General features: G+C 73.0%; 17 protein-coding genes. 10 read left to right on the forward strand and 7 right to left on the reverse strand.

Features of this window, described 5'->3' with window-relative positions; translation table 11 throughout:
- The first annotated feature begins 46 nt into the window (after nucleotides 1–46).
- Together proC and ACWEVO_RS09880 are read left to right on the forward strand one after the other, a co-directional pair.
- Nucleotides 47–865, forward strand: coding sequence for a pyrroline-5-carboxylate reductase (proC, locus tag ACWEVO_RS09875; RefSeq protein WP_452307179.1), 819 nt, complete (start codon nucleotides 47–49; stop codon nucleotides 863–865).
- 81 nt (nucleotides 866–946) lie between these two features.
- Nucleotides 947–1,297 carry a DUF2203 family protein gene (locus ACWEVO_RS09880; RefSeq protein ID WP_452307163.1) on the forward strand — a complete coding sequence of 117 codons (351 nt, stop codon included), beginning with the start codon at nucleotides 947–949 and terminating at the stop codon, nucleotides 1,295–1,297.
- 175 nt (nucleotides 1,298–1,472) lie between these two features.
- On the opposite strand, the gene ACWEVO_RS09885 is transcribed toward ACWEVO_RS09880, so the two are convergent.
- Nucleotides 1,473–2,159: an NADPH-dependent F420 reductase gene (locus ACWEVO_RS09885; RefSeq protein WP_452307164.1), complete on the reverse strand. Its 687-nt coding sequence runs from the start codon at nucleotides 2,157–2,159 to the stop codon at nucleotides 1,473–1,475.
- 238 nt (nucleotides 2,160–2,397) lie between these two features.
- Here ACWEVO_RS09885 and ACWEVO_RS09890 point away from each other — a divergent pair, with 238 nt between their 5' ends.
- Nucleotides 2,398–3,201 (forward strand): SGNH/GDSL hydrolase family protein, encoded by an 804-nt coding sequence (locus tag ACWEVO_RS09890; protein ID WP_452307165.1) that lies wholly within the window; start codon nucleotides 2,398–2,400, stop codon nucleotides 3,199–3,201.
- Nucleotides 3,202–3,286: 85 nt separating this feature from the next.
- On the opposite strand, the gene ACWEVO_RS09895 is transcribed toward ACWEVO_RS09890, so the two are convergent.
- Both ACWEVO_RS09895 and ACWEVO_RS09900 read right to left on the reverse strand, forming a co-directional pair.
- Complete coding sequence (locus tag ACWEVO_RS09895) at nucleotides 3,287–4,579, reverse strand: exo-beta-N-acetylmuramidase NamZ family protein (RefSeq protein ID WP_452307166.1); 1,293 nt, start codon at nucleotides 4,577–4,579, stop codon at nucleotides 3,287–3,289.
- A 94-nt stretch (nucleotides 4,580–4,673) separates the two neighbouring features.
- Nucleotides 4,674–5,162 carry a glutathione peroxidase gene (locus ACWEVO_RS09900; protein ID WP_452307167.1) on the reverse strand — a complete coding sequence of 163 codons (489 nt, stop codon included), beginning with the start codon at nucleotides 5,160–5,162 and terminating at the stop codon, nucleotides 4,674–4,676.
- Between the two features lie 144 nt (nucleotides 5,163–5,306).
- On the opposite strand from ACWEVO_RS09900, the gene ACWEVO_RS09905 reads away from it, so the two are divergent.
- Both ACWEVO_RS09905 and ACWEVO_RS09910 read left to right on the forward strand, forming a co-directional pair.
- Nucleotides 5,307–6,953 (forward strand): glycosyl hydrolase family 18 protein, encoded by a 1,647-nt coding sequence (locus ACWEVO_RS09905; protein WP_452307168.1) that lies wholly within the window; start codon nucleotides 5,307–5,309, stop codon nucleotides 6,951–6,953.
- A 298-nt stretch (nucleotides 6,954–7,251) separates the two neighbouring features.
- Nucleotides 7,252–8,379, forward strand: coding sequence for a GH12 family glycosyl hydrolase domain-containing protein (locus ACWEVO_RS09910; RefSeq protein ID WP_452307169.1), 1,128 nt, complete (start codon nucleotides 7,252–7,254; stop codon nucleotides 8,377–8,379).
- Between the two features lie 58 nt (nucleotides 8,380–8,437).
- Here ACWEVO_RS09910 and ACWEVO_RS09915 read toward each other — a convergent pair whose 3' ends face one another.
- A complete protein-coding gene (locus tag ACWEVO_RS09915; protein WP_452307170.1) occupies nucleotides 8,438–9,220 on the reverse strand; it encodes an aldo/keto reductase in 783 nt (260 codons plus the stop codon).
- Between the two features lie 117 nt (nucleotides 9,221–9,337).
- On the opposite strand from ACWEVO_RS09915, the gene ACWEVO_RS09920 reads away from it, so the two are divergent.
- Nucleotides 9,338–10,372, forward strand: coding sequence for a DNA polymerase ligase N-terminal domain-containing protein (locus tag ACWEVO_RS09920; protein ID WP_452307171.1), 1,035 nt, complete (start codon nucleotides 9,338–9,340; stop codon nucleotides 10,370–10,372).
- 8 nt (nucleotides 10,373–10,380) lie between these two features.
- Nucleotides 10,381–11,568, forward strand: coding sequence for a threonine synthase (locus ACWEVO_RS09925; protein WP_452307172.1), 1,188 nt, complete (start codon nucleotides 10,381–10,383; stop codon nucleotides 11,566–11,568).
- Nucleotides 11,569–11,573: 5 nt separating this feature from the next.
- Here the strand turns inward: ACWEVO_RS09925 and ACWEVO_RS09930 are convergent, their stop codons facing one another.
- From ACWEVO_RS09930 to ACWEVO_RS09940, 3 genes are all read right to left on the reverse strand, one after another.
- Nucleotides 11,574–13,361 carry a glycoside hydrolase family 15 protein gene (locus ACWEVO_RS09930; RefSeq protein ID WP_452307173.1) on the reverse strand — a complete coding sequence of 596 codons (1,788 nt, stop codon included), beginning with the start codon at nucleotides 13,359–13,361 and terminating at the stop codon, nucleotides 11,574–11,576.
- A 42-nt stretch (nucleotides 13,362–13,403) separates the two neighbouring features.
- Nucleotides 13,404–13,796, reverse strand: coding sequence for a cupin domain-containing protein (locus ACWEVO_RS09935; protein WP_452307174.1), 393 nt, complete (start codon nucleotides 13,794–13,796; stop codon nucleotides 13,404–13,406).
- Between the two features lie 259 nt (nucleotides 13,797–14,055).
- Entirely contained in the window at nucleotides 14,056–14,520 is a 465-nt protein-coding gene (locus tag ACWEVO_RS09940; protein ID WP_452307175.1) for a septum formation initiator, read from the reverse strand.
- A 102-nt stretch (nucleotides 14,521–14,622) separates the two neighbouring features.
- Here ACWEVO_RS09940 and ACWEVO_RS09945 point away from each other — a divergent pair, with 102 nt between their 5' ends.
- The 3 genes from ACWEVO_RS09945 to ACWEVO_RS09955 all read left to right on the forward strand — a co-directional run bounded on the left by ACWEVO_RS09945 (nucleotide 14,623) and on the right by ACWEVO_RS09955 (nucleotide 17,315).
- Nucleotides 14,623–15,312, forward strand: a complete 690-nt coding sequence (locus tag ACWEVO_RS09945; protein ID WP_452307176.1) for a response regulator transcription factor — start codon at nucleotides 14,623–14,625, stop codon at nucleotides 15,310–15,312.
- Nucleotides 15,309–16,589: a HAMP domain-containing protein gene (locus ACWEVO_RS09950; protein WP_452307177.1), complete on the forward strand. Its 1,281-nt coding sequence runs from the start codon at nucleotides 15,309–15,311 to the stop codon at nucleotides 16,587–16,589. The genes ACWEVO_RS09945 and ACWEVO_RS09950 overlap by 4 nt, the downstream gene beginning before the upstream one ends.
- 78 nt (nucleotides 16,590–16,667) lie before the next feature.
- Nucleotides 16,668–17,315, forward strand: a complete 648-nt coding sequence (locus ACWEVO_RS09955) for a PepSY domain-containing protein (RefSeq protein WP_452307178.1) — start codon at nucleotides 16,668–16,670, stop codon at nucleotides 17,313–17,315.
- The last annotated feature ends 6 nt before the right edge of the window (nucleotides 17,316–17,321 follow it).

Consider the following 17,321-nt stretch of genomic DNA (forward strand, 5'->3'; position numbering starts at 1 on the left):
GGCCGGGCCGCCGCGCCCCGCCGCGAGGCGAGAGGGGTACGCGTTCATGGCACCCGAGGTGCACACCGTCGCGGTGATCGGCGCCGGCAAGATCGGCGAGCTGATGCTCTCCGGGCTGCTCCGCTCCGGCTGGCCGGTGGAGCGGCTGCTCGCCACCGCCCGGCGGCCCGCCCGCGCCGAGGAGCTGACCGCCCGGTACGGCGTCCGGGTGGTGGACAACCTCATCGCGGTGGACGAGGCGGAGGTGCTCGCCGTCTCGGTCAAACCGCAGGACGCGGGGGCGCTGCTGGACGAGATCGGCCCCAAGGTGCCGGCCGACAAGCTGCTCATCTCGCTCTGCGCCGGCCTGCCCACCAGCTTCTTCAACCGGCGGCTGCCCGAGGGCACCCCGGTCGTGCGGGTGATGACCAACACCCCGGCGCTGGTCGACGAGGCGATGAGCGCCATCTCCGCCGGCGCCCACGCCACCGGGGCGCACCTGGCGTTGGCCGAGGACATGTTCAAGCCGCTCGGCGCCACCATCCGGGTGCCCGAGTCGCAGCAGGACGCGGTCACCGCCCTCTCCGGCTCCGGTCCCGCCTACTTCTACCTGCTGGTCGAGGCCATGATCGACGCCGGCATCCTGCTCGGGCTGCCGCGCCAGGTGGCGCACGAGCTGATCGTGCAGACCGCCATCGGCTCGGCGGTGATGCTGCGCGACTCCGGTGAGCACCCGGTGAAGCTGCGCGAGGCGGTCACCTCGCCGGCCGGCACCACCATCTCCGCCATCCGCGAGCTGGAGAACCACGGCGTCCGCGCGGCCATGCTGGCGGCGCTGGAGGCGGCCCGGGACCGCGCCCGCGAGCTGGCCGCCCAGGCCGACTGAGCCGGGCCGCCCGCGTCGATCCACTCCACGGCGCCGGCCCGGGGAACCTCGACGGACCGGATCGTGCCGCATACTGGCGCGGTGTTCACTCTCGCCCAGGCGCGGCACCTGGCGGCCACCCTGCGACCGCGCGTCGACGAGCTGATCCGGCTCCGGGCCGACCTGGCCGAGCTGCGTGCCGACCTGGCCGAGCACGGGGTCAGCGTGCTGGGCGGGCGGGCCGAGCTGAAGGCCCTGGAGGCACGGCTGCACGCGGTGCTGGAGGAGCTGCACCAGCACGACATCCAGGTCAAGGGCATCGCCCCGGTGCTGCTCGACTTCCCCGGTGAGCGGGACGGCCGTGCCGTGCTCTGGTGCTGGCTGGAGGGGGACGACGACGTGCGCTGGTACCACCGGGCCGAGTGCGGCTTCGCCGGCCGCCGTCCGGTCTGATCCGGCGCGGGCGGGGCGATGCCCTGGCCCGCTTGATCCACTCGACATGCCGTGAACCCGGGGCGTCCGCGGCCCTGGACACCCCGCCATGCCGCGAGCGGGGGCCGGTCGACGGGCGCGCGGGCGACGACGTGCGGCCCGGAGGGCGGGCGGGCCCACCCTCCGGGCCGGCCGGTCAGCTGACGGCGTAGCGGCGGGCGGCGGCCAGCGCGGCCCGCAGCGTGGCGGCGTCCACCGGGGCCGGCCGGTCCCAGTCCGCCGGGTCGGCCGCGTAGAGGGCGGCGTACGCGCTGGTGTCGCGCTGGAACCGCCAGCCCTCCGCGAGCGGGCCCACGTCGACCGCGTCGTAGCCGATGGAGTCGAGGAAGGCGGTGACGGTGTCCTTGGCCGCGGCGTCGTCACCGGCGATGGGCAGGGCGGTACGGTCCGCCGCGCCCGCCGGCCGGGCCAGGGCGAGCAGGTGCCGGAAGAAGATGTTGTTGAAGGCCTTGACCACCCGCGCGTCGGGCAGGTGTCGCTGGAGCAGCTCGCTGGTGGTGGTCGACTCGTCGTCCAGCTCCGGGAACCGGCCGTCCCGCTCCGGGTAGTAGTTGTTGGTGTCGATGACCACCTTGCCGGCCAGCGGTCCGGCCGGCACCTCCCGGTAGGCCCGCAGCGGGATGGTGACCACCACCAGGTCACCGGCCGCCGCGGCGTCGGCCGGGGTGGCCGCCCGCGCCCGGGGGCCCAGCTCGTCGACCAGTTCCTTGAGCGTCTCCGGGCCGCGTGAGTTGCTGAGCACCACGTCGTGACCCGCGGCCACCGCGAGTCGGGCCACCGTGCCGCCGATGTTGCCGCTGCCGATCAGTCCCACAGTCGTCATGTCCGGTGCCAACCGATCGCCGGCGGCCGGCATTCCCGACCGTGCCGGTAGGTTGCCCGCCCCGAAGGATCGACAACGGACAGTGATGGCGGAATCCTTCACGGCGCCGGCGCCGGTCGGCAGTGATTTGTAGCTATTAGCGTCTATCGGCACCCTCCGCGAATTGATGATCTTCCGTCGGTGTCTGATCTATTGATATCTATCTCCCACCACCACTTCCCACCCCCAGGAGTGCGACGTGCGGAGATCTCGTCTTGCCACCCTCGCCCTGACGTTGGCCTCGTCCCTCGGCGTCATGCTGATGCAGGCCGCCCCCGCCCAGGCCGCCGCCACCGACCGGTACGTCGCGCTCGGCGACTCGTACGCCTCGGGCGTCGGCGCCGACAGCTACACCGCGGAGAGCGGGTCCTGTATGCGCAGCACCAACGCCTACCCCGCGCTCTACAACACCAACATCAAGCCGGCCTCGTACGTCTCGGTGGCCTGCTCGGGCGCGACCACCGCCACGGTCATCAACAGCCAACTCTCCGCGCTCTCGTCGACCACCACCCTGGTCAGCGTCACGGTCGGCGGAAACGACGTCGGCTTCTCCAACATCATGTCCACCTGCGTGCTCCAGGGCGAGACGCAGTGCGTGGCCGCCGTGCAGGCCGCCGAGGACAAGGCCCGGACCGAGCTGCCCGGCAAGCTGGCCAACGTCTACAACGGCATCAGGAGCCGCTCGCCCAACGCCCGCGTGGTGGTCGTCGGCTACCCGGTCTTCTACCAGCTCGGCACGATCTGCGTCGGGCTCAGCGCGACCTCCCGGGCGAAGATCAACGAGGGCATCAACCTGCTCGACGACATCACCAGGACGGCCGCCACCTCGGCCGGCTTCCAGTTCGCCGACGTGCGCTCGATCTTCGTGGGCCACCAGCTCTGCAGCTACGGCGACAAGTGGCTGCACGCGTTGAACTACCTCAACCTGACCATCTCGTACCACCCGACGGCCGCGGGCCAGTCCGGCGGCTACTACCCGGTCTTCAAGTCCGTCGCGGGCTGACCGGCCGCGTCCCCGCTCCCGTCCGCGTGGCGGGCGGGAGCGGGGGAGCCGTGGGTCGGCCGGGCCGGTACGGCGACGGGCGCCGTCAGTAGAGCAGGTACGGGCGCCGCCGCTGTTCGAAGGCGGACAGCTCGTCGGCCCAGGCGCCGATCACGTCGTCCACGTCGGCGCCCGCGTCGATCATCGTGCGGAGCCGGGGCGAGCCGGTCAGCTTGTCCACCCAGTACGGCCGGGCCGTGTCGTACGAGTCGAACCGCCACGCGAACGCCGGGTATCTCCGCGCCTCCACCAGCATGGCCACCGCGGTGCGGATCGGGTCGTAGGCGGCCCGGTCGACGACCTTGATCTCGACGCCGGCGCAGAGCTTGTTCAGCAGGGCCGGCTTCTGCCCCGCCGAGGTCGGCGAGAAGTACGCCTCGCGGAACTCGACGCCCGGCAGCCCCCGGGCGTTGAGGCGGTCCCCCCAGTGGTGGTCGAAGTCGCCGGCCAGCCCGCCGATCAGCTCGAACGGCCGGCAGGTGCCCCGCCCCTCGGTGATCGAGGCGACCCCCTCGAAGAGGCAGGTGCCGGGGTAGACCAGGGCGGTGTCGGGCGTGGGCATGTTGGGGCTGGGCATCACCCAGGGCAGGTCGGTGTCGGCGGCGAGCAGATCACGCTTCCACTTGCGGCACCGCACCACCTCCAGCTCGACCGGCCGTCCGGCGTCGACGGGGAGGAACTCCGCGTTGAAGAGCCGGGCCAGCTCGCCCACGGTCATGCCGTGTTGCTGGACGATCTCCTTCAGCCCCACGCCCGAGGTGTACCCGGGGGTCATCATCGGGCCGTACGCCCGCCCGCCGACCGGGTTGGGCCGGTCGAGGACGACGTACCGCTTGCCGACCCGGGCCGCCGCGGCCATCGAGGTGTACATCGTCCAGATGTACGTGTAGAAGCGGGCGCCGACATCCTGGATGTCGAAGACGACCGTGTCCACCTGGGCCTGGGTGAACAGGCTCTCCCACTTGGCCTGGCCGGCGCCGTAGGCGTCGTAGACGGTGATACCGGTGCGGGCGTCCGTCCCGGTGCCCTCGCTGCCGCCGGCCTGCGCCGAGCCACGGAATCCGTGCTCGGGACCGAACGCCGCGACGACCTGCACGCTGCCCGAGCCGTGCATGAGGTCGACCAGGTGCCGGTACGCCGAGTCGACGCCGGTGGGATTGGACACCACCCCCACCCGCTGGCCGGCGAGTGCGGCGAACCCGGATTCGACCAGCACGTCCAGGCCGGTCGCCACCCGTCGGATGCCGGGTACGGCGGACGCCGGCGTGCCGGGGGCCGCCGCGGCGACCGCGCCCGCGGCGGCCGCGCCGGCACCGGCCAGAAACCTTCTGCGCTCCATCAATGACCTCCTCCTCGGCGAGGTCATTGAAACTTAGCTACAGCTCAATGTGTGGTCAAGGAAGGTTCCCTACATGACCCCGCGCCGGTCGGGGTCAGCTCGGCAGCACCTTCTCGATCGCGGTTCGCAGGTCGGGGGAGTCCGGGGTGACCTGCGGGGCGAACCGGGCCGCCACGCTGCCGTCCGGCGCGACCAGGAACTTCTCGAAGTTCCACCGGATGTCGCCGGTGTGTCCCTCGGCGTCCGGGGTGGACACCAGTTCCGCGTAGAGCGGGTGCCGGTCCGGGCCGTTGACGTCGACCTTCTCCGTCAGCGGGAAGGTCACCCCGTAGTTGACCTGGCAGAACTCCTCGATCTCGGCGGCCGTGCCGGGCTCCTGTCCGGCGAACTGGTTGCACGGCACGCCGAGCACGGTGAGGCCCCGGTCCGCGTACGTGTCGGCGAGGGCCTGGAGGCCGGCGTACTGGGGGGTCAGCCCGCACCGCGAGGCCACGTTGACCACCAGCAGGGCGCGGCCCCGGTACTGCGCGAGGTCCGCCGGGCCGCCGGCGAGGGCGTTGATCGGTACGTCGAAAACGCTCATGCGCCGAGGCTACGCGTCCCGCGGCGGGACCCGGTGCCGGACCGCAAGGGATCGAAGCATCTACATCTTGACGAACTGATGACGGCGTGAGTAGCGTCTCAGCATTCAATAAGGAAAGTTTCCTAACTAATAGGGAGACGCCGTATGAAGAGATCGTTCCGCCGGGCCCTCTGGGCCACCGGCGCCGTGGTCGCGCTGGTGGCCGCGGCGATGCCTCTGGCGACCGCCTCCGCCGCGGGCAGTGTGACCGCCACCTTCGCCAAAGTGCAGGACTGGGGGACCGGTCACGAGGCGAAGGTGACCGTCACCAACGGCACCAGCGCCAGCGTGGACACCTGGCGCATCGAGTTCGACCTGCCGGCCGGCACGACGATCAGCAGCTTCTGGGACGCCGACGTGACCAGCAGCGGCAACCACTACGTGGCGGTCAAGAAGAGCTGGGCCGGGCCGCTCGCCCCCGGAGCCAGCTTCAGCTGGGGCTACAACGGCACCGGGCCGTACGCGGCGCCGCTGAACTGCACGGTGAACGGCGGCTCCTGCGCCGGCGGGGGCACCCCGACCACCACCGCCCCGTCCCCGACCACCTCGCCCACCGCGTCCCCGACCCCGTCGCCGACGGTGTCGCCCACCACCCCGCCGCCGACCACCCCGCCCCCCACCACCCCGCCGCCCTCGGGCGGCAAGAAGGTGGTCGGCTACTTCACCGAGTGGGGCGTCTACGGGCGCAACTACCACGTGAAGAACGTCCACACCAGCGGGTCCGCCGCCAAGATGACCCACCTGCTGTACGCCTTCGGCAACACCACCGGCGGCCGGTGCAGCATCGGTGACAGCTACGCGGACTACGACAAGGCGTACACCGCCGCGGACAGCGTGGACGGCGTGGCCGACACCTGGGACCAGCCGCTGCGCGGCAACTTCAACCAGCTCCGCAAGCTGAAGAAGATGTACCCGAACCTGAAGGTGATCTGGTCCTTCGGCGGGTGGACCTGGTCGGCCGGCTTCACCCAGGCCGCGCAGAACCCGGCGGCGTTCGCCGACTCCTGCTACGCGCTGATCAAGGACTCCCGCTGGGCCGACGTCTTCGACGGCATCGACATCGACTGGGAGTACCCGAACGCGTGCGGCCTCCAGTGCGACGCCAGCGGCCCGAACGCCTTCAAGAACGTGATCAGCGCGCTGCGGACCAAGTTCGGCTCCAGCTTCCTGGTCACCGCGGCGATCACCGCCGACGGCAGCAGCGGCGGCAAGATCGACGCCACCGACTACGCCGGTGCGGCGCCGTACCTCAACTGGTTCATGCCCATGACGTACGACTACTTCGGCGCCTGGGCGGCCCAGGGCCCGACCGCGCCACACTCGCCGCTCACCTCGTACACCGGCATCCCGCAGCAGGGGTTCTGGTCCGACGCGGCGATCCAGAAGCTCAAGTCCAAGGGCATCCCGTCGGACAAGCTGCTGCTCGGCATCGGCTTCTACGGCCGGGGCTGGACCGGGGTCACCCAGACCGCCCCGGGCGGGACCGCCACCGGCCCGGCGCCCGGCACCTACGAACAGGGCATCGAGGACTACAAGGTGCTCAAGGGCACCTGCCCGGCGACCGGCACCGTCGCCGGCACCGCGTACGCCAAGTGCGGCTCGAACTGGTGGAGCTACGACACCCCGGCGACCATCGGCGGCAAGATGACGTACGCGAACAACCAGGGCCTCGGTGGCGCGTTCTTCTGGGAGCTCTCCGGTGACACCGGCAACGGTGAGCTGATCAGCGCCATCAAGGGCGGTCTCGGCTGAGCCGAGGGCCGACGCACCACCCACCCGGCGGGGAGGGGCCGCACCGTATCGGCTCTGGCGCGGTCGCTGCTCGGCGTCTGGCGGGAGTCCCGCCGGAGGGAGTCCCGCGCCGACCGGAGGAAAGCGGGAGCACGCTGCGACAACGAGCTCCCACGCATCGTGTTCGTGGAGATCGACTTGGTCCGTACCGTTGCGCAACGGTTTCAACCATGTAAATGTGTTGCTCTGAACATGGGAGCGCTCCCGCACGTACCTCTCCACCCGTCCCCGGCGCATCGCGCCGCAGCCAAGGAGCATCATGAAGCGTCCACTGAGGGCCATCGCGGCCGCCGGTCTGCTGGCCGCCGGCTCGATCGTCGCCGTCATCCTCGGCGGCAGCGCCTCCGCCGACACCCAGATCTGCGACCAGTACGGGTCGACCACCATCGGCGGCAAGTACGTCGTGCAGAACAACCGCTGGGGCACCAGCGCCCAGCAGTGCATCAACGTGACCTCGACCGGCTTCTCCATCACCCGGCAGGACGGCGTCGGCTCCACCAGCGGCGCGCCGGTCTCGTACCCGTCGATCTTCGTGGGCTGTCACTACACCAACTGCTCCCCCGGCACCAACCTGCCGGTCCAGGTGAAGAACATCAGCAGCGCGCCGAGCAGCATCAGCTACAACTACGTCGGCGGCGCGATCTACGACGCCTCCTACGACATCTGGCTCGACCCCACGCCCAAGAAGGACGGGGTGAACCAGATGGAGATCATGATCTGGCTCAACCGGCAGGGCTCGATCCAGCCCATCGGCTCGGTGGTCGGCAACGCCAGCATCGCCGGCCGGACCTGGGAGGTCTGGCGCGGCAGCAACGGCTCGAACAACGTCATCTCGTACGTCGCGCCGTCGGCGGTGCCCAGCATGAGCTTCGACGTCATGGCGTTCATCAACGACACCCGCAGCCGGGGCGCGATCACCAGCGACTGGTACCTGACCAGCATCCAGGCCGGCTTCGAGCCCTGGCAGGGCGGCGTCGGCCTGGCGGTCAACTCGTTCTCGCAGAGCGTCAACACCGGCAGCACCCCGCCGCCGACGACGGCCCCGCCGACCACTGCTCCGCCCACCGGCAACGGGTGCTCGGTGAAGTACACCCCGAACGCGTGGAACAACGGCTTCACCGCCGACGTCCAGATCACCAACACCGGCTCCAGCACCATCAACGGCTGGACGCTCACCTACAACCTGCCCGCCGGGCAGACCATCACCAGCGCCTGGAACGCCACGGTCACCCAGAGCGGGTCCGCGGTGACCGCGAAGAACCTCGACTACAACGGCACGCTGTCACCGGGTGCCTCCACCAGCTTCGGCTACCAGGGGACGCTGAGCGGCACGTACAGCTCGCCGAGCAGCTTCTCGCTCAACGGCGTGACCTGCACGAAGGTCTGATCGCCGGAGTGCCGACGGGGGCGTGGTCCACCCGGACCGCGCCCCCTGCCGGCGCGCGTCAGCCGCCGAGGGCGTCGATGTCGCGCATCTCCTCGGCGGTCAGCGAGAAGCCGAAGACGTCGGCGTTGGCCCGGATCCGGTCCGGGGTGACCGACTTGGGGATGACCACGATCTCGTGGTCGATGTGCCAGCGAAGCACCACCTGCGCCGGCGAGACGTCGTGCGCCTGGGCGATCCGCACCAGCACCGGATCGGACAGGTCCGTGGTCTTGAACGGGCTGTAACCCTCCAGCACCACCCCGCGGTCCTTGTGCGCGGCGTGCACCTGGCGGTCGTACAGCGTCGGGCTCCAGCGGATCTGGTTGACCGCGGGGGTCTCCTCGGTGGCCTGGATCAGCTCGTCGATCTGCGCGATCGAGTAGTTGCTGACCCCGACGGTCCGGGTCAGGTTCTCGTCCCGGGCGGCCAGCAGTTCGCGCCACGCCGGGATGCTGTCCCCCGGCGACGACGGCGGCCAGTGGATCAGCCACAGGTCGACGTAATCGGTGTCCAGGGCGGCCAGGCTCGCCTCGATCGTCGCCCGCTCCCGGCCGATCCGCTCGGGCGGCAGCTTCGTGGTGATGAACACGTCCTCGCGGCGCAGCCCGCTCTCCTTGACCGCCCGGCCGACCTCCTTCTCGTTGCCGTACATCGTGGCGGTGTCGATGTGCCGGTAACCGGCGTCCAGGGCGGCGAGCACCGCGTCGTACCCGGCCTGGCCGGTGGCCTGCCAGGTGCCGAAGCCGAGCAGCGGCATCCGCACGTCGCCGGAAAGGGGAACGGTGGGCTGGTCGAGGTCCATACCGACGCTTCTACCCGTGATCGCCGCGGCCATGCCGGCGGCGCGCCGGAGGCCGGGGAAAGGGACGGAAGGGCCGGGAACCGGGCGATCGGGCCGGATGTGCCGCAGAATGCGGGGGTGGGCGACCGGCTGGAGGAGTACCGGCGGAAACGGGACGCGGCGCGTACCCCGGAGCCGGTGCCGGAACCGGCCCGGGAGCGGAAGCGGGCCTCCCGCCGCAGGCCGCGGTTCGTCATCCAGCAGCACCACGCCCGCAGCCTGCACTGGGACCTGCGACTGGAGCACGACGGCGTGCTGGCCTCCTGGGCGGTGCCGCGCGGCCTGCCCCGCGACCCCGGCCGCAACCACCTCGCCGTGCACACCGAGGACCACCCGATGGAGTACCTCACCTTCCACGGCGAGATCCCGGCCGGCGAGTACGGCGGCGGGAAGATGACCATCCACGACACCGGGACCTACCGCGCGGAGAAGTGGCGCGACGACGAGGTGATCGTGGTGCTCGACGGGCGTCGGACCCGGGGCCGGTACGTGCTCTTCGCCACCGGCGGCCGGGGCCGGGACTGGATGGTCCGGCGCACCGATCCGGCCCCGGCGGGCTGGACGGCGATGCCGGAGCTGGTGCGCCCGATGCACGCCACGGTCGGCAAGCGGCTGCCGAAGGACGCCGACGCCTGGGGGTACGAGCTGCGCTGGGACGGGCTCCGGGCGATGGCGTACGTCTCCGGCGGCCGGCTGCGGCTGCTCGACGCGGCCGACGAGGAGATCAGCGGGGCGTACCCGTGGCTGCGTGGCATGGCCGAGGCGCTGGCCCCGACCGAGGCGGTGCTGGACGGCGTGCTGGTCCGGATCGACCCGGCCGGCCGGGTGCACCCGCCCAGCAAGCGGGACGGCCAGTTCCTCGCCGTGGACCTGCTCTGGCTGGAGGGCGCGCCCTGCACCGACCTGCCGTACGCGCAGCGCCGCGAACTGCTCGACGGTCTGGCGCTCACCGGTGGGCACTGGCAGACTCCGCCGTGGTTCCCGGGCGTCGGCGCGGACGCCCTGCGGGCCGCCCGTGAACAGGGGCTCCCGGGAGTGCTGGCCAAGCGCCTCGACTCCCCGTACGAGCCGGGCCGGCGCAGCCGGCACTGGCTGAGCATCGACGCCAGCTGAGGAGCGCCGTGTACCTCACGCACCTGGAATGCCCGCGCTGCGGTCTCGAACGTCCGGCGGACAAGCTGCAGAACCTGTGCGACTGCGGGTCGCCGCTGCTGGCCCGCTACGACCTGGCGGCGGTGGCCGCGTCGCTGACCCCGGAGCAGTTCGGCCTGCGCCCGGCCGACCTGTGGCGCTACCGCGAGCTGCTGCCGGTGGCCGATCCCCGGTTCGTGACCACGCTGGGCGAGGGCTGGACGCCGCTGCTGCGCGCCCCCGGGTACGGCCAGGAGATCGGGATCCCGGACCTGATCGTGAAGGACGAGGGGCTGACCCCGACCGGGTCGTTCAAGGCCCGGGGCGCGGCGGTCGGCGTGAGCCGGGCCCGGGAGCTGGGCGTGGAGCGGATCGCCATGCCGACCAACGGCAACGCCGGAGCGGCCTGGGCGACGTACGCGGCGCGGGCCGGGATGGGCGCCACCATCGCCATGCCGCTGGACGCGCCGGTCATCTGCCGGCGGGAGTGCCGGGCGGCCGGGGCGGACCTGCGGCTGGTGGACGGGCTGATCAGCGACGCCGGCCGGTGGGTGGCCCGGCTGGTCGCGGAGTCGGGCGGCCGGATCTTCGACGCCGGGACGCTGCGCGAGCCCTACCGCCTGGAGGGCAAGAAGACCATGGGGTACGAGATCGTCGAGCAGCTCGGCTGGCAGGTGCCCGACGTGATCATCTATCCGACCGGCGGCGGGGTGGGGCTGATCGGCATCCACAAGGCGCTGCACGAGCTGCGCGAGCTGGGCTGGGTGGAGGACAAGCTGCCCCGCCTCGTCGCGGTGCAGTCCACCGGCTGCGCCCCGATCGTCCGGGCCTTCGCCGCCGGGGAGGAGCGGGCCACCCCGTGGGCGGACGCGCACACCGTGGCGTTCGGCATCACCGTGCCGGCCCCGCTCGGCGACGAGCTGATCCTCACCGCGCTGCGGGAGAGCAGCGGCACGGCGATCGCGGTCGACGACGCGGAGATCCTCGCCGACCTGCGCGACTTCGCCGCCCGGGAGGGGCTGCTGCTCTGCCCGGAGGGCGCCGCCTGCCTGACCGCCGCCCGGCACCTGCGCGCCGGGGGGTGGATCCGGGCCGGTGAGCGGGTGGTGGTGCTGAACACCGGCGCGGGCATCAAGTACCCGGAGACGATCGACGTCTCGGACGCGCCGACGGTGTGAGCCGGTCAGTCGGTGGTCGGCTCGGTCAGCCGCCAGGCGGCGTTGATCAGGCCGATGTGCGACAGCGCCTGCGGCGTGTTGCCGAGCTGCGCGCCGCTGTCCAGGTCGATCTGCTCGGCGTAGAGGCCCAGGTCGTTGGCGTGCCCGAGGACCTGCTCGAACAGGGCCGCCGCGCGGTCCTGCTCGCCGGCCAGGACCAGGCACTCCACCAGCCAGAAGGAGCAGAGCACGAAGCCGGCCGGGTCGGTGTTCCAGCGGCGTACCAGGCCGTCGTCGGTGCCCAGCTCCCGCGCGACCACGTCGATGGTGGACCGCATCCGCGGGTCGGTGGCCGGCAGGAAGCCGACCACCGGTAGGAACAGCGCGGAGGCGTCCAGTTCCGCCGAGCCGAACGCGCCGGTGTACGCGCCGATCCGCTCGTTCCACCCCTCGCGCAGCACGGTCGCGCGGATCTCGTCGCGGATGGCCGCCCAGCGGCGCGGGTCGGCCCGCTCCCCGAGCCTGGGGGCCAGCGCCACCGCCCGGTTCAGGGCCAGCCAGCAGAGCGCCTTGGAGGACACGTAGTGCCGTTCGACGTCCCGGGTCTCCCACATGCCCCGGTCCGGCAGCCGCCAGGTCGACGCGACCTGCTCGGCCAGCCCGACCACCATCTCCCGCAGCTCCTCCTCGAACGTCTCGCCGAGGTAGTCGTGCAGCCGCCAGACCGCCGCGATCACCTCGCCGGGCACGTCCAGCTGCCGCTGCCGCCAGGCGTCGTTGCCGATCCGCACCGGCGGGCTGTCGGCGTAGCCGCGCAGGTGGACGCAGTCGTGCTCGGAGAGGTCCCGCTCCCCCTCCAGCCCGAACAGCACCGGCACGGGCTGGTCGCCGATCCGGCCGATCGACCGGGCGGCCCAGGCGAACAGCCGGGACGCCTCGTCCGGGCAGGCCGCCACCCAGAGGGCGCGCATGGTCATCGAGAAGTCGCGCAGCCAGGAGTACCGGTAGTCGTAGTTGCGGTCGCCGCCGAGCTGCTCGGGCAGCGACGTGGTCAGCGCGGCGGCCACCGCGCCGCTGCGGGCGTGGGTGAGGCCGGTGAGCACGGTGGCGCTGGTGCGGACCTGCGCCGGATAGCGGCCCGGGTAGTGGTGGGACTCCCGGAAGGCCTCCCATGCGTGCACCGTTTCGCTCAGCGCCACGAGCGGGTCCAGCCGGACCGGCGTGTCCCGGTACGGCGCGGCGTACGCCAGGTCGAAGGCGACGGTCTGGCCGGCGGCGACCTCGAAGGTGTGGCTGACCCGGTCGCCGTCGTGGCGCAGCGCCTGGCCGGTGCCGCGCAGCAGCAATGCCACCGGCCCGGCGGTGGCCAGCACCGCACCGTCGGACTGGTCGTGCAGGTACGGGGTGAGCAGCCCGTACTCGGGCCGCGGGACGAAGTCGAGGTGCATCCGGACCCGACCGGTGAGCCCCTCGACCACGCGGAGCAGCACGGCGGGTGAGTTCATGCCCAGCTGGTGGCCGCGGGCGCCGAGTTCCGCGGCGAGCGCGTCGGTGACCGCGACGCTCCCCTCCGCGGTGTGGTGCACGGTGCGCAGCACCAGCGTGTCCGGCCGGTACGCCCGCTCCACCCGGCCGGCGGCCAGGGGCGCGATCCGCCAGTGCCCGGCGGCCGGGTCGAGCAGGCGGGCGAAGACCGCCGGCGAGTCGAACCGGTCCGGGCACCACCAGTCGATCGAGCCGTCCCGGCCGACCAGAGCCCCGGAGCGGCAGTCGGAGAGGAATCCGTAGTCGGAGATCGCCGCCTGGTACGCCACCCGCCCCGGGTACCCGGGCCCGCCCGGTTCAGGCGGTCCCGCTCAGGCGGTGGGCGGTTCGTCGTGGCCGGCCGCCTCGGCCGCGTCGGCTTCCTCCTTGGTCCGGTGCACGGCCCCGTCGGCGTGGTCCGGCGGGCCGTAGACGGTGTAGAGGACGAGCGGGTTGGGTCCGGTGTTGACGAAGTTGTGCTTCGTGCCGGCCGGTACGACCACCAGGTCGCCGGCGACGACCTCCTTCTTCTCACCGGCCACCCGGGCCTCACCGGTCCCGCTGACGAAGGTCAGGATCTGGTCGATTCCCTCGTGGACCTCCTCGCCGATCTCCCCACCCGGCGGGATCGTCATGATGACCAGCTGGGTCTGCTGCCCGGTCCAGAGCACCCGGCGGAAGTCCGGGCTCTTCTCGGCGACGGTCGCGATCGTGAAATGCTCCATGCCGGGCTCATACCCGGTGCGGCCCGCTGGTCACGCCGGGAATCGCAGATGGTGGAATTCGCCACCGGCTCCGGGTTTGAATCCCCTCTGGACGGGCATCTGCTGCCCAGGACCGGTGCCCACTGGGCCGGTCGAGCCAGGTCCCTGCTGTCGTACCGCCGTACGGCTGCGGTGGTGGGAGACGGCCAGAGCGCGGCGACGTTACGACTTCGGTCGGACGGCGCCGTGCGCTCGTCTGTGCACCCCGTGACCCGCCGGTTCAGTCGTGGACCTCCGACACCGGCACACCGTCGACGCAGCGTAGCCGCAGCTCATGATCACCGTCCGGCCCGACGAAGCGGACCTTCACGTGGTCGTCCGGCCCGCGCTCGACCTCCTTCACCCGGTAGCCCTGCGCCGGCGCCCAGGAGACCAGGTGCACGCCGGACGGCAGGCACTCGGCCACCGCGCGGCCGCCCCGGTCGCCGAAGCCACGCCGCGCCGCGCCGGTCGCCGTCGGGCTCGGCGAGGCGGCCGTCCGGGTCGGCGACGGGGTGGCGTCCGGCGTGGACGGCACCGGCTCCGGCGACGCGAGGGCCCGCTCGACCTCCCGCTGGTCCCGGACGCCGCCCGGGGTGCCGGTGATGCCGGCCCCGATCAGCTGGATCGCGCCCAGCCCGACGAGGGTGGCGGCGACGGTGGCGGCCAACCAGCCGACGGCGGTGAGGATCGGGTGACGGCCCATGCCCCGAGTCTCCCGGAGGGAACCTTGGGCCGGGCACTGGGGAACGCTAAGGCAGGGTTAACGGGGACCGGCCCGGACTGCGTGGACGGTTAACCTGCCACGGTGGCCCGGCTGCTGCTCATCGAGGACGACCTGACGATCCGTACCCCGCTGCTGCGCGCGCTGCGCGAGCGTGGCCACGCGGTGGCCGCGGCGTCGACCGCGATGGAGGGCCTGCGCGACGCGCTGGACGACCGACCCGACCTCGTCGTGCTCGACCTCGGGCTGCCCGACCTGGACGGTCGTGAGCTGCTGCGGATGCTGCGGGCGGTCAGCACCGTCCCGGTCATCGTGGCCACCGCCCGCGACGACGAGACCGAGGTCGTCCGGATGCTCGACGCGGGCGCGGACGACTATCTGGTGAAGCCGTTCACCGCCGCGCAGCTGGACGCCCGGGCCCGGGCGGTGCTGCGCCGCTCGGCCGGCGAGCCCGGGGTGGCGGCGCTGGTGGTGGGCGGACTGCGGGTCGACCCCCGGTCCCGGCAGGTCACCCTGGACGGCGCCCCGGTCGAGCTGACCCCGCGCGAGTTCGACCTGCTGCACCACCTGGCGGCCCGCCCCGGGCAGGTGGTCACCAAGCGGGAGCTGCTCACCGAGGTCTGGCGGATCCCGTACGGCGGCGCCGACAAGACCGTCGACGTGCACCTGTCCTGGCTGCGCCGCAAGCTCGGCGAGAGCGCCCAGCAACCGCGCTACCTGCACACCGTCCGGGGGGTCGGGGTACGCCTGGACGCCCCCGGAGCCGAGCGGTGAGGGGCCGGCTGGCGCTGCTCGTGGCGGCCGTCAGCGTGCTCGTGCTGACCGCCTTCCTGGTGCCGCTGGCGCTGCTGGTGCGGACGGTGGCCGCCGACCGGGCCACGGTACGCGCGACCGCCGACGCGCAGAGCCTGGTGCCGGTGGTCGGCACCGCCACCCCGGAGACCATCCGGCTGACCGTCGAGCAGCTCGCCGCGGAGTCCGGCCGCCAGGTCACCGTGTTCCTGCCCGACGGCACCGTGCTCGGCGCGGCAGTGCCCCGTACGCCGGCGGTGGCCCTCGCCGCGCGGGGGCAGAGCCTGACCGCCGAGTCGGCCGCCGGCCGGGAGGTGGTGATCGCGGTCCAGGGCCGCCCGGACGGGACCGGGGTGATCCGCACCGTGGTTCCCCGGTCGGAGCTCACCGCCGGAGTGGCCCGGGCCTGGCTGGTGCTGGCCTCGCTCGGTGTGCTGCTGGTGCTGGTCGGGCTGGTCGTCGCCGACCGGCTGGCCCGCACCCTGGTCCGGCCGATCACCGAACTGTCCGCGGTCTCGCACCGGCTGGCCAACGCCGAACTGGACGCCCGGGTGGCCCCGGCCGGGCCGGCGGAGCTACGCGAGGTCGCCGGCGCGCTGAACCACCTGGCCGGGCGGATCCAGGTGCTGCTGCGGGAGGAGCGGGAGCAGGTGGCCGACCTGTCACACCGGCTGCGTACCCCCCTGACCGTGCTGCGGCTGGAGGCGGAGTCGCTGCGCGACCCGGAGGACGCGGCCCGGCTCACCGCGGCGGTGGACGGCCTGGAGCGGGCGGTCACCGGGGTCATCCGGCAGGCCCGCTGGCGCACCGCGACGCCCGACGGCGGGGCGGCCTGCGACGCGGCGGCGGTGGTGGGCGAGCGGGTGGCGTTCTGGTCGGTCCTGGCCGAGGACACCGGCCGGAGCGTCACCGTCGACCTCGCGCCCGGCCCGCTCCCAGTGGGGGTGCGCGGGGACGAACTGGCGGCGGCGGTGGACGCCCTGCTGGGCAACGTCTTCGCGCACACGCCCGACGGCACGCCGTTCACCGTCCGGCTCGTCCCCGAGGAGGCGGGCCAGGTGGCGCTGACGATCGCCGACGCGGGGCCCGGCCTGCCGGCCGGTGCGGTACGGCGGGGGGCCCGCCGGGCGGGGTCGACGGGCCTCGGGCTGGTCATCGCCGACCGGGCCGCCCGGGCCGGCGGCGGCGGGTTGGAGCTGGGCGCCGGCCCGGACGGTGGGGCGGCGGTGGTGCTCCGGCTCGGGCCAGCGCGGGCTTAATCGAGTCTTGGCACGCGGGTAGCGCGCCGCTATCCGTCGCCGGCCGATCCTCGGAACAACCGAGGAGAGGTGGAGATGATGCGACGTACTTCCCTGGCCCTGGCGGCGGCCGGCGCGACCGCCGCGCTGGCGGTGACCGGCGCGGCGCTCGGCGCGAGCGCGGCCGACCGGCCCGCCCCGGCCGCCGCGCCGGTCGCCGTGACGGTCGGTCCGAGCACCGACGACAACCCGCACGCCGACGACGACCCGACCGCCGGCGGGGCCACGCCGAGCGGCACCGTCGAGGGCCCGGTGAGCCGGCAGCGGGCCGGCGGGATCGCGCTGGCCCGGGTGGGCGGCGGCCGGGTCGTGGAGATCGAGGCCGAGCTGGAGCACGGCCGTCCGGTGTGGAGCGTCAAGGTCGTCCGGGACGGCGTCCGGTACGAGGTGAAGGTGGACCGGGGCGACGGCACCGTGGTCGGGACCGAGCGGAAGCGGGCCGAGGACAGCGCGGGCCGCACCCGTGCCGCCACCGACGACCACGGCGGCGACCGCACCCGTGCCATGACGGATGACCGAACCGACGACCACGGCGGCACCCGCGCCGGCGACGACGACCGGGCCGACGACCACGGCGGCAGCCGCGCCGACGACGACGATCGCCACGACGACCACGGCGGCAGCCGCGCCGACGACGACGATCGCCACGACGACCACGGCGGCGACCGGTCAGGCAGCGACGACTGATCCGCG

The sequence above is a fragment of the Micromonospora sp. NPDC003776 genome (assembly GCF_053605645.1).

Excerpts from the sequence above, each read along its gene's own strand:
- proC (WP_452307179.1), top strand. The coding sequence starts at position 47 with ATGGCACCCGAGGTGCACACCGTCGCGGTGATCGGCGCCGGCAAGATC.
- ACWEVO_RS09885 (WP_452307164.1), bottom strand. The coding sequence starts at position 2,159 with ATGACGACTGTGGGACTGATCGGCAGCGGCAACATCGGCGGCACGGTG.
- ACWEVO_RS09895 (WP_452307166.1), bottom strand. The coding sequence starts at position 4,579 with ATGGAGCGCAGAAGGTTTCTGGCCGGTGCCGGCGCGGCCGCCGCGGGC.
- ACWEVO_RS09900 (WP_452307167.1), bottom strand. The coding sequence starts at position 5,162 with ATGAGCGTTTTCGACGTACCGATCAACGCCCTCGCCGGCGGCCCGGCG.
- ACWEVO_RS09905 (WP_452307168.1), top strand. The coding sequence starts at position 5,307 with ATGAAGAGATCGTTCCGCCGGGCCCTCTGGGCCACCGGCGCCGTGGTC.
- ACWEVO_RS09910 (WP_452307169.1), top strand. The coding sequence starts at position 7,252 with ATGAAGCGTCCACTGAGGGCCATCGCGGCCGCCGGTCTGCTGGCCGCC.
- ACWEVO_RS09915 (WP_452307170.1), bottom strand. The coding sequence starts at position 9,220 with ATGGACCTCGACCAGCCCACCGTTCCCCTTTCCGGCGACGTGCGGATG.
- ACWEVO_RS09935 (WP_452307174.1), bottom strand. The coding sequence starts at position 13,796 with ATGGAGCATTTCACGATCGCGACCGTCGCCGAGAAGAGCCCGGACTTC.
- ACWEVO_RS09940 (WP_452307175.1), bottom strand. The coding sequence starts at position 14,520 with ATGGGCCGTCACCCGATCCTCACCGCCGTCGGCTGGTTGGCCGCCACC.
- ACWEVO_RS09955 (WP_452307178.1), top strand. The coding sequence starts at position 16,668 with ATGCGACGTACTTCCCTGGCCCTGGCGGCGGCCGGCGCGACCGCCGCG.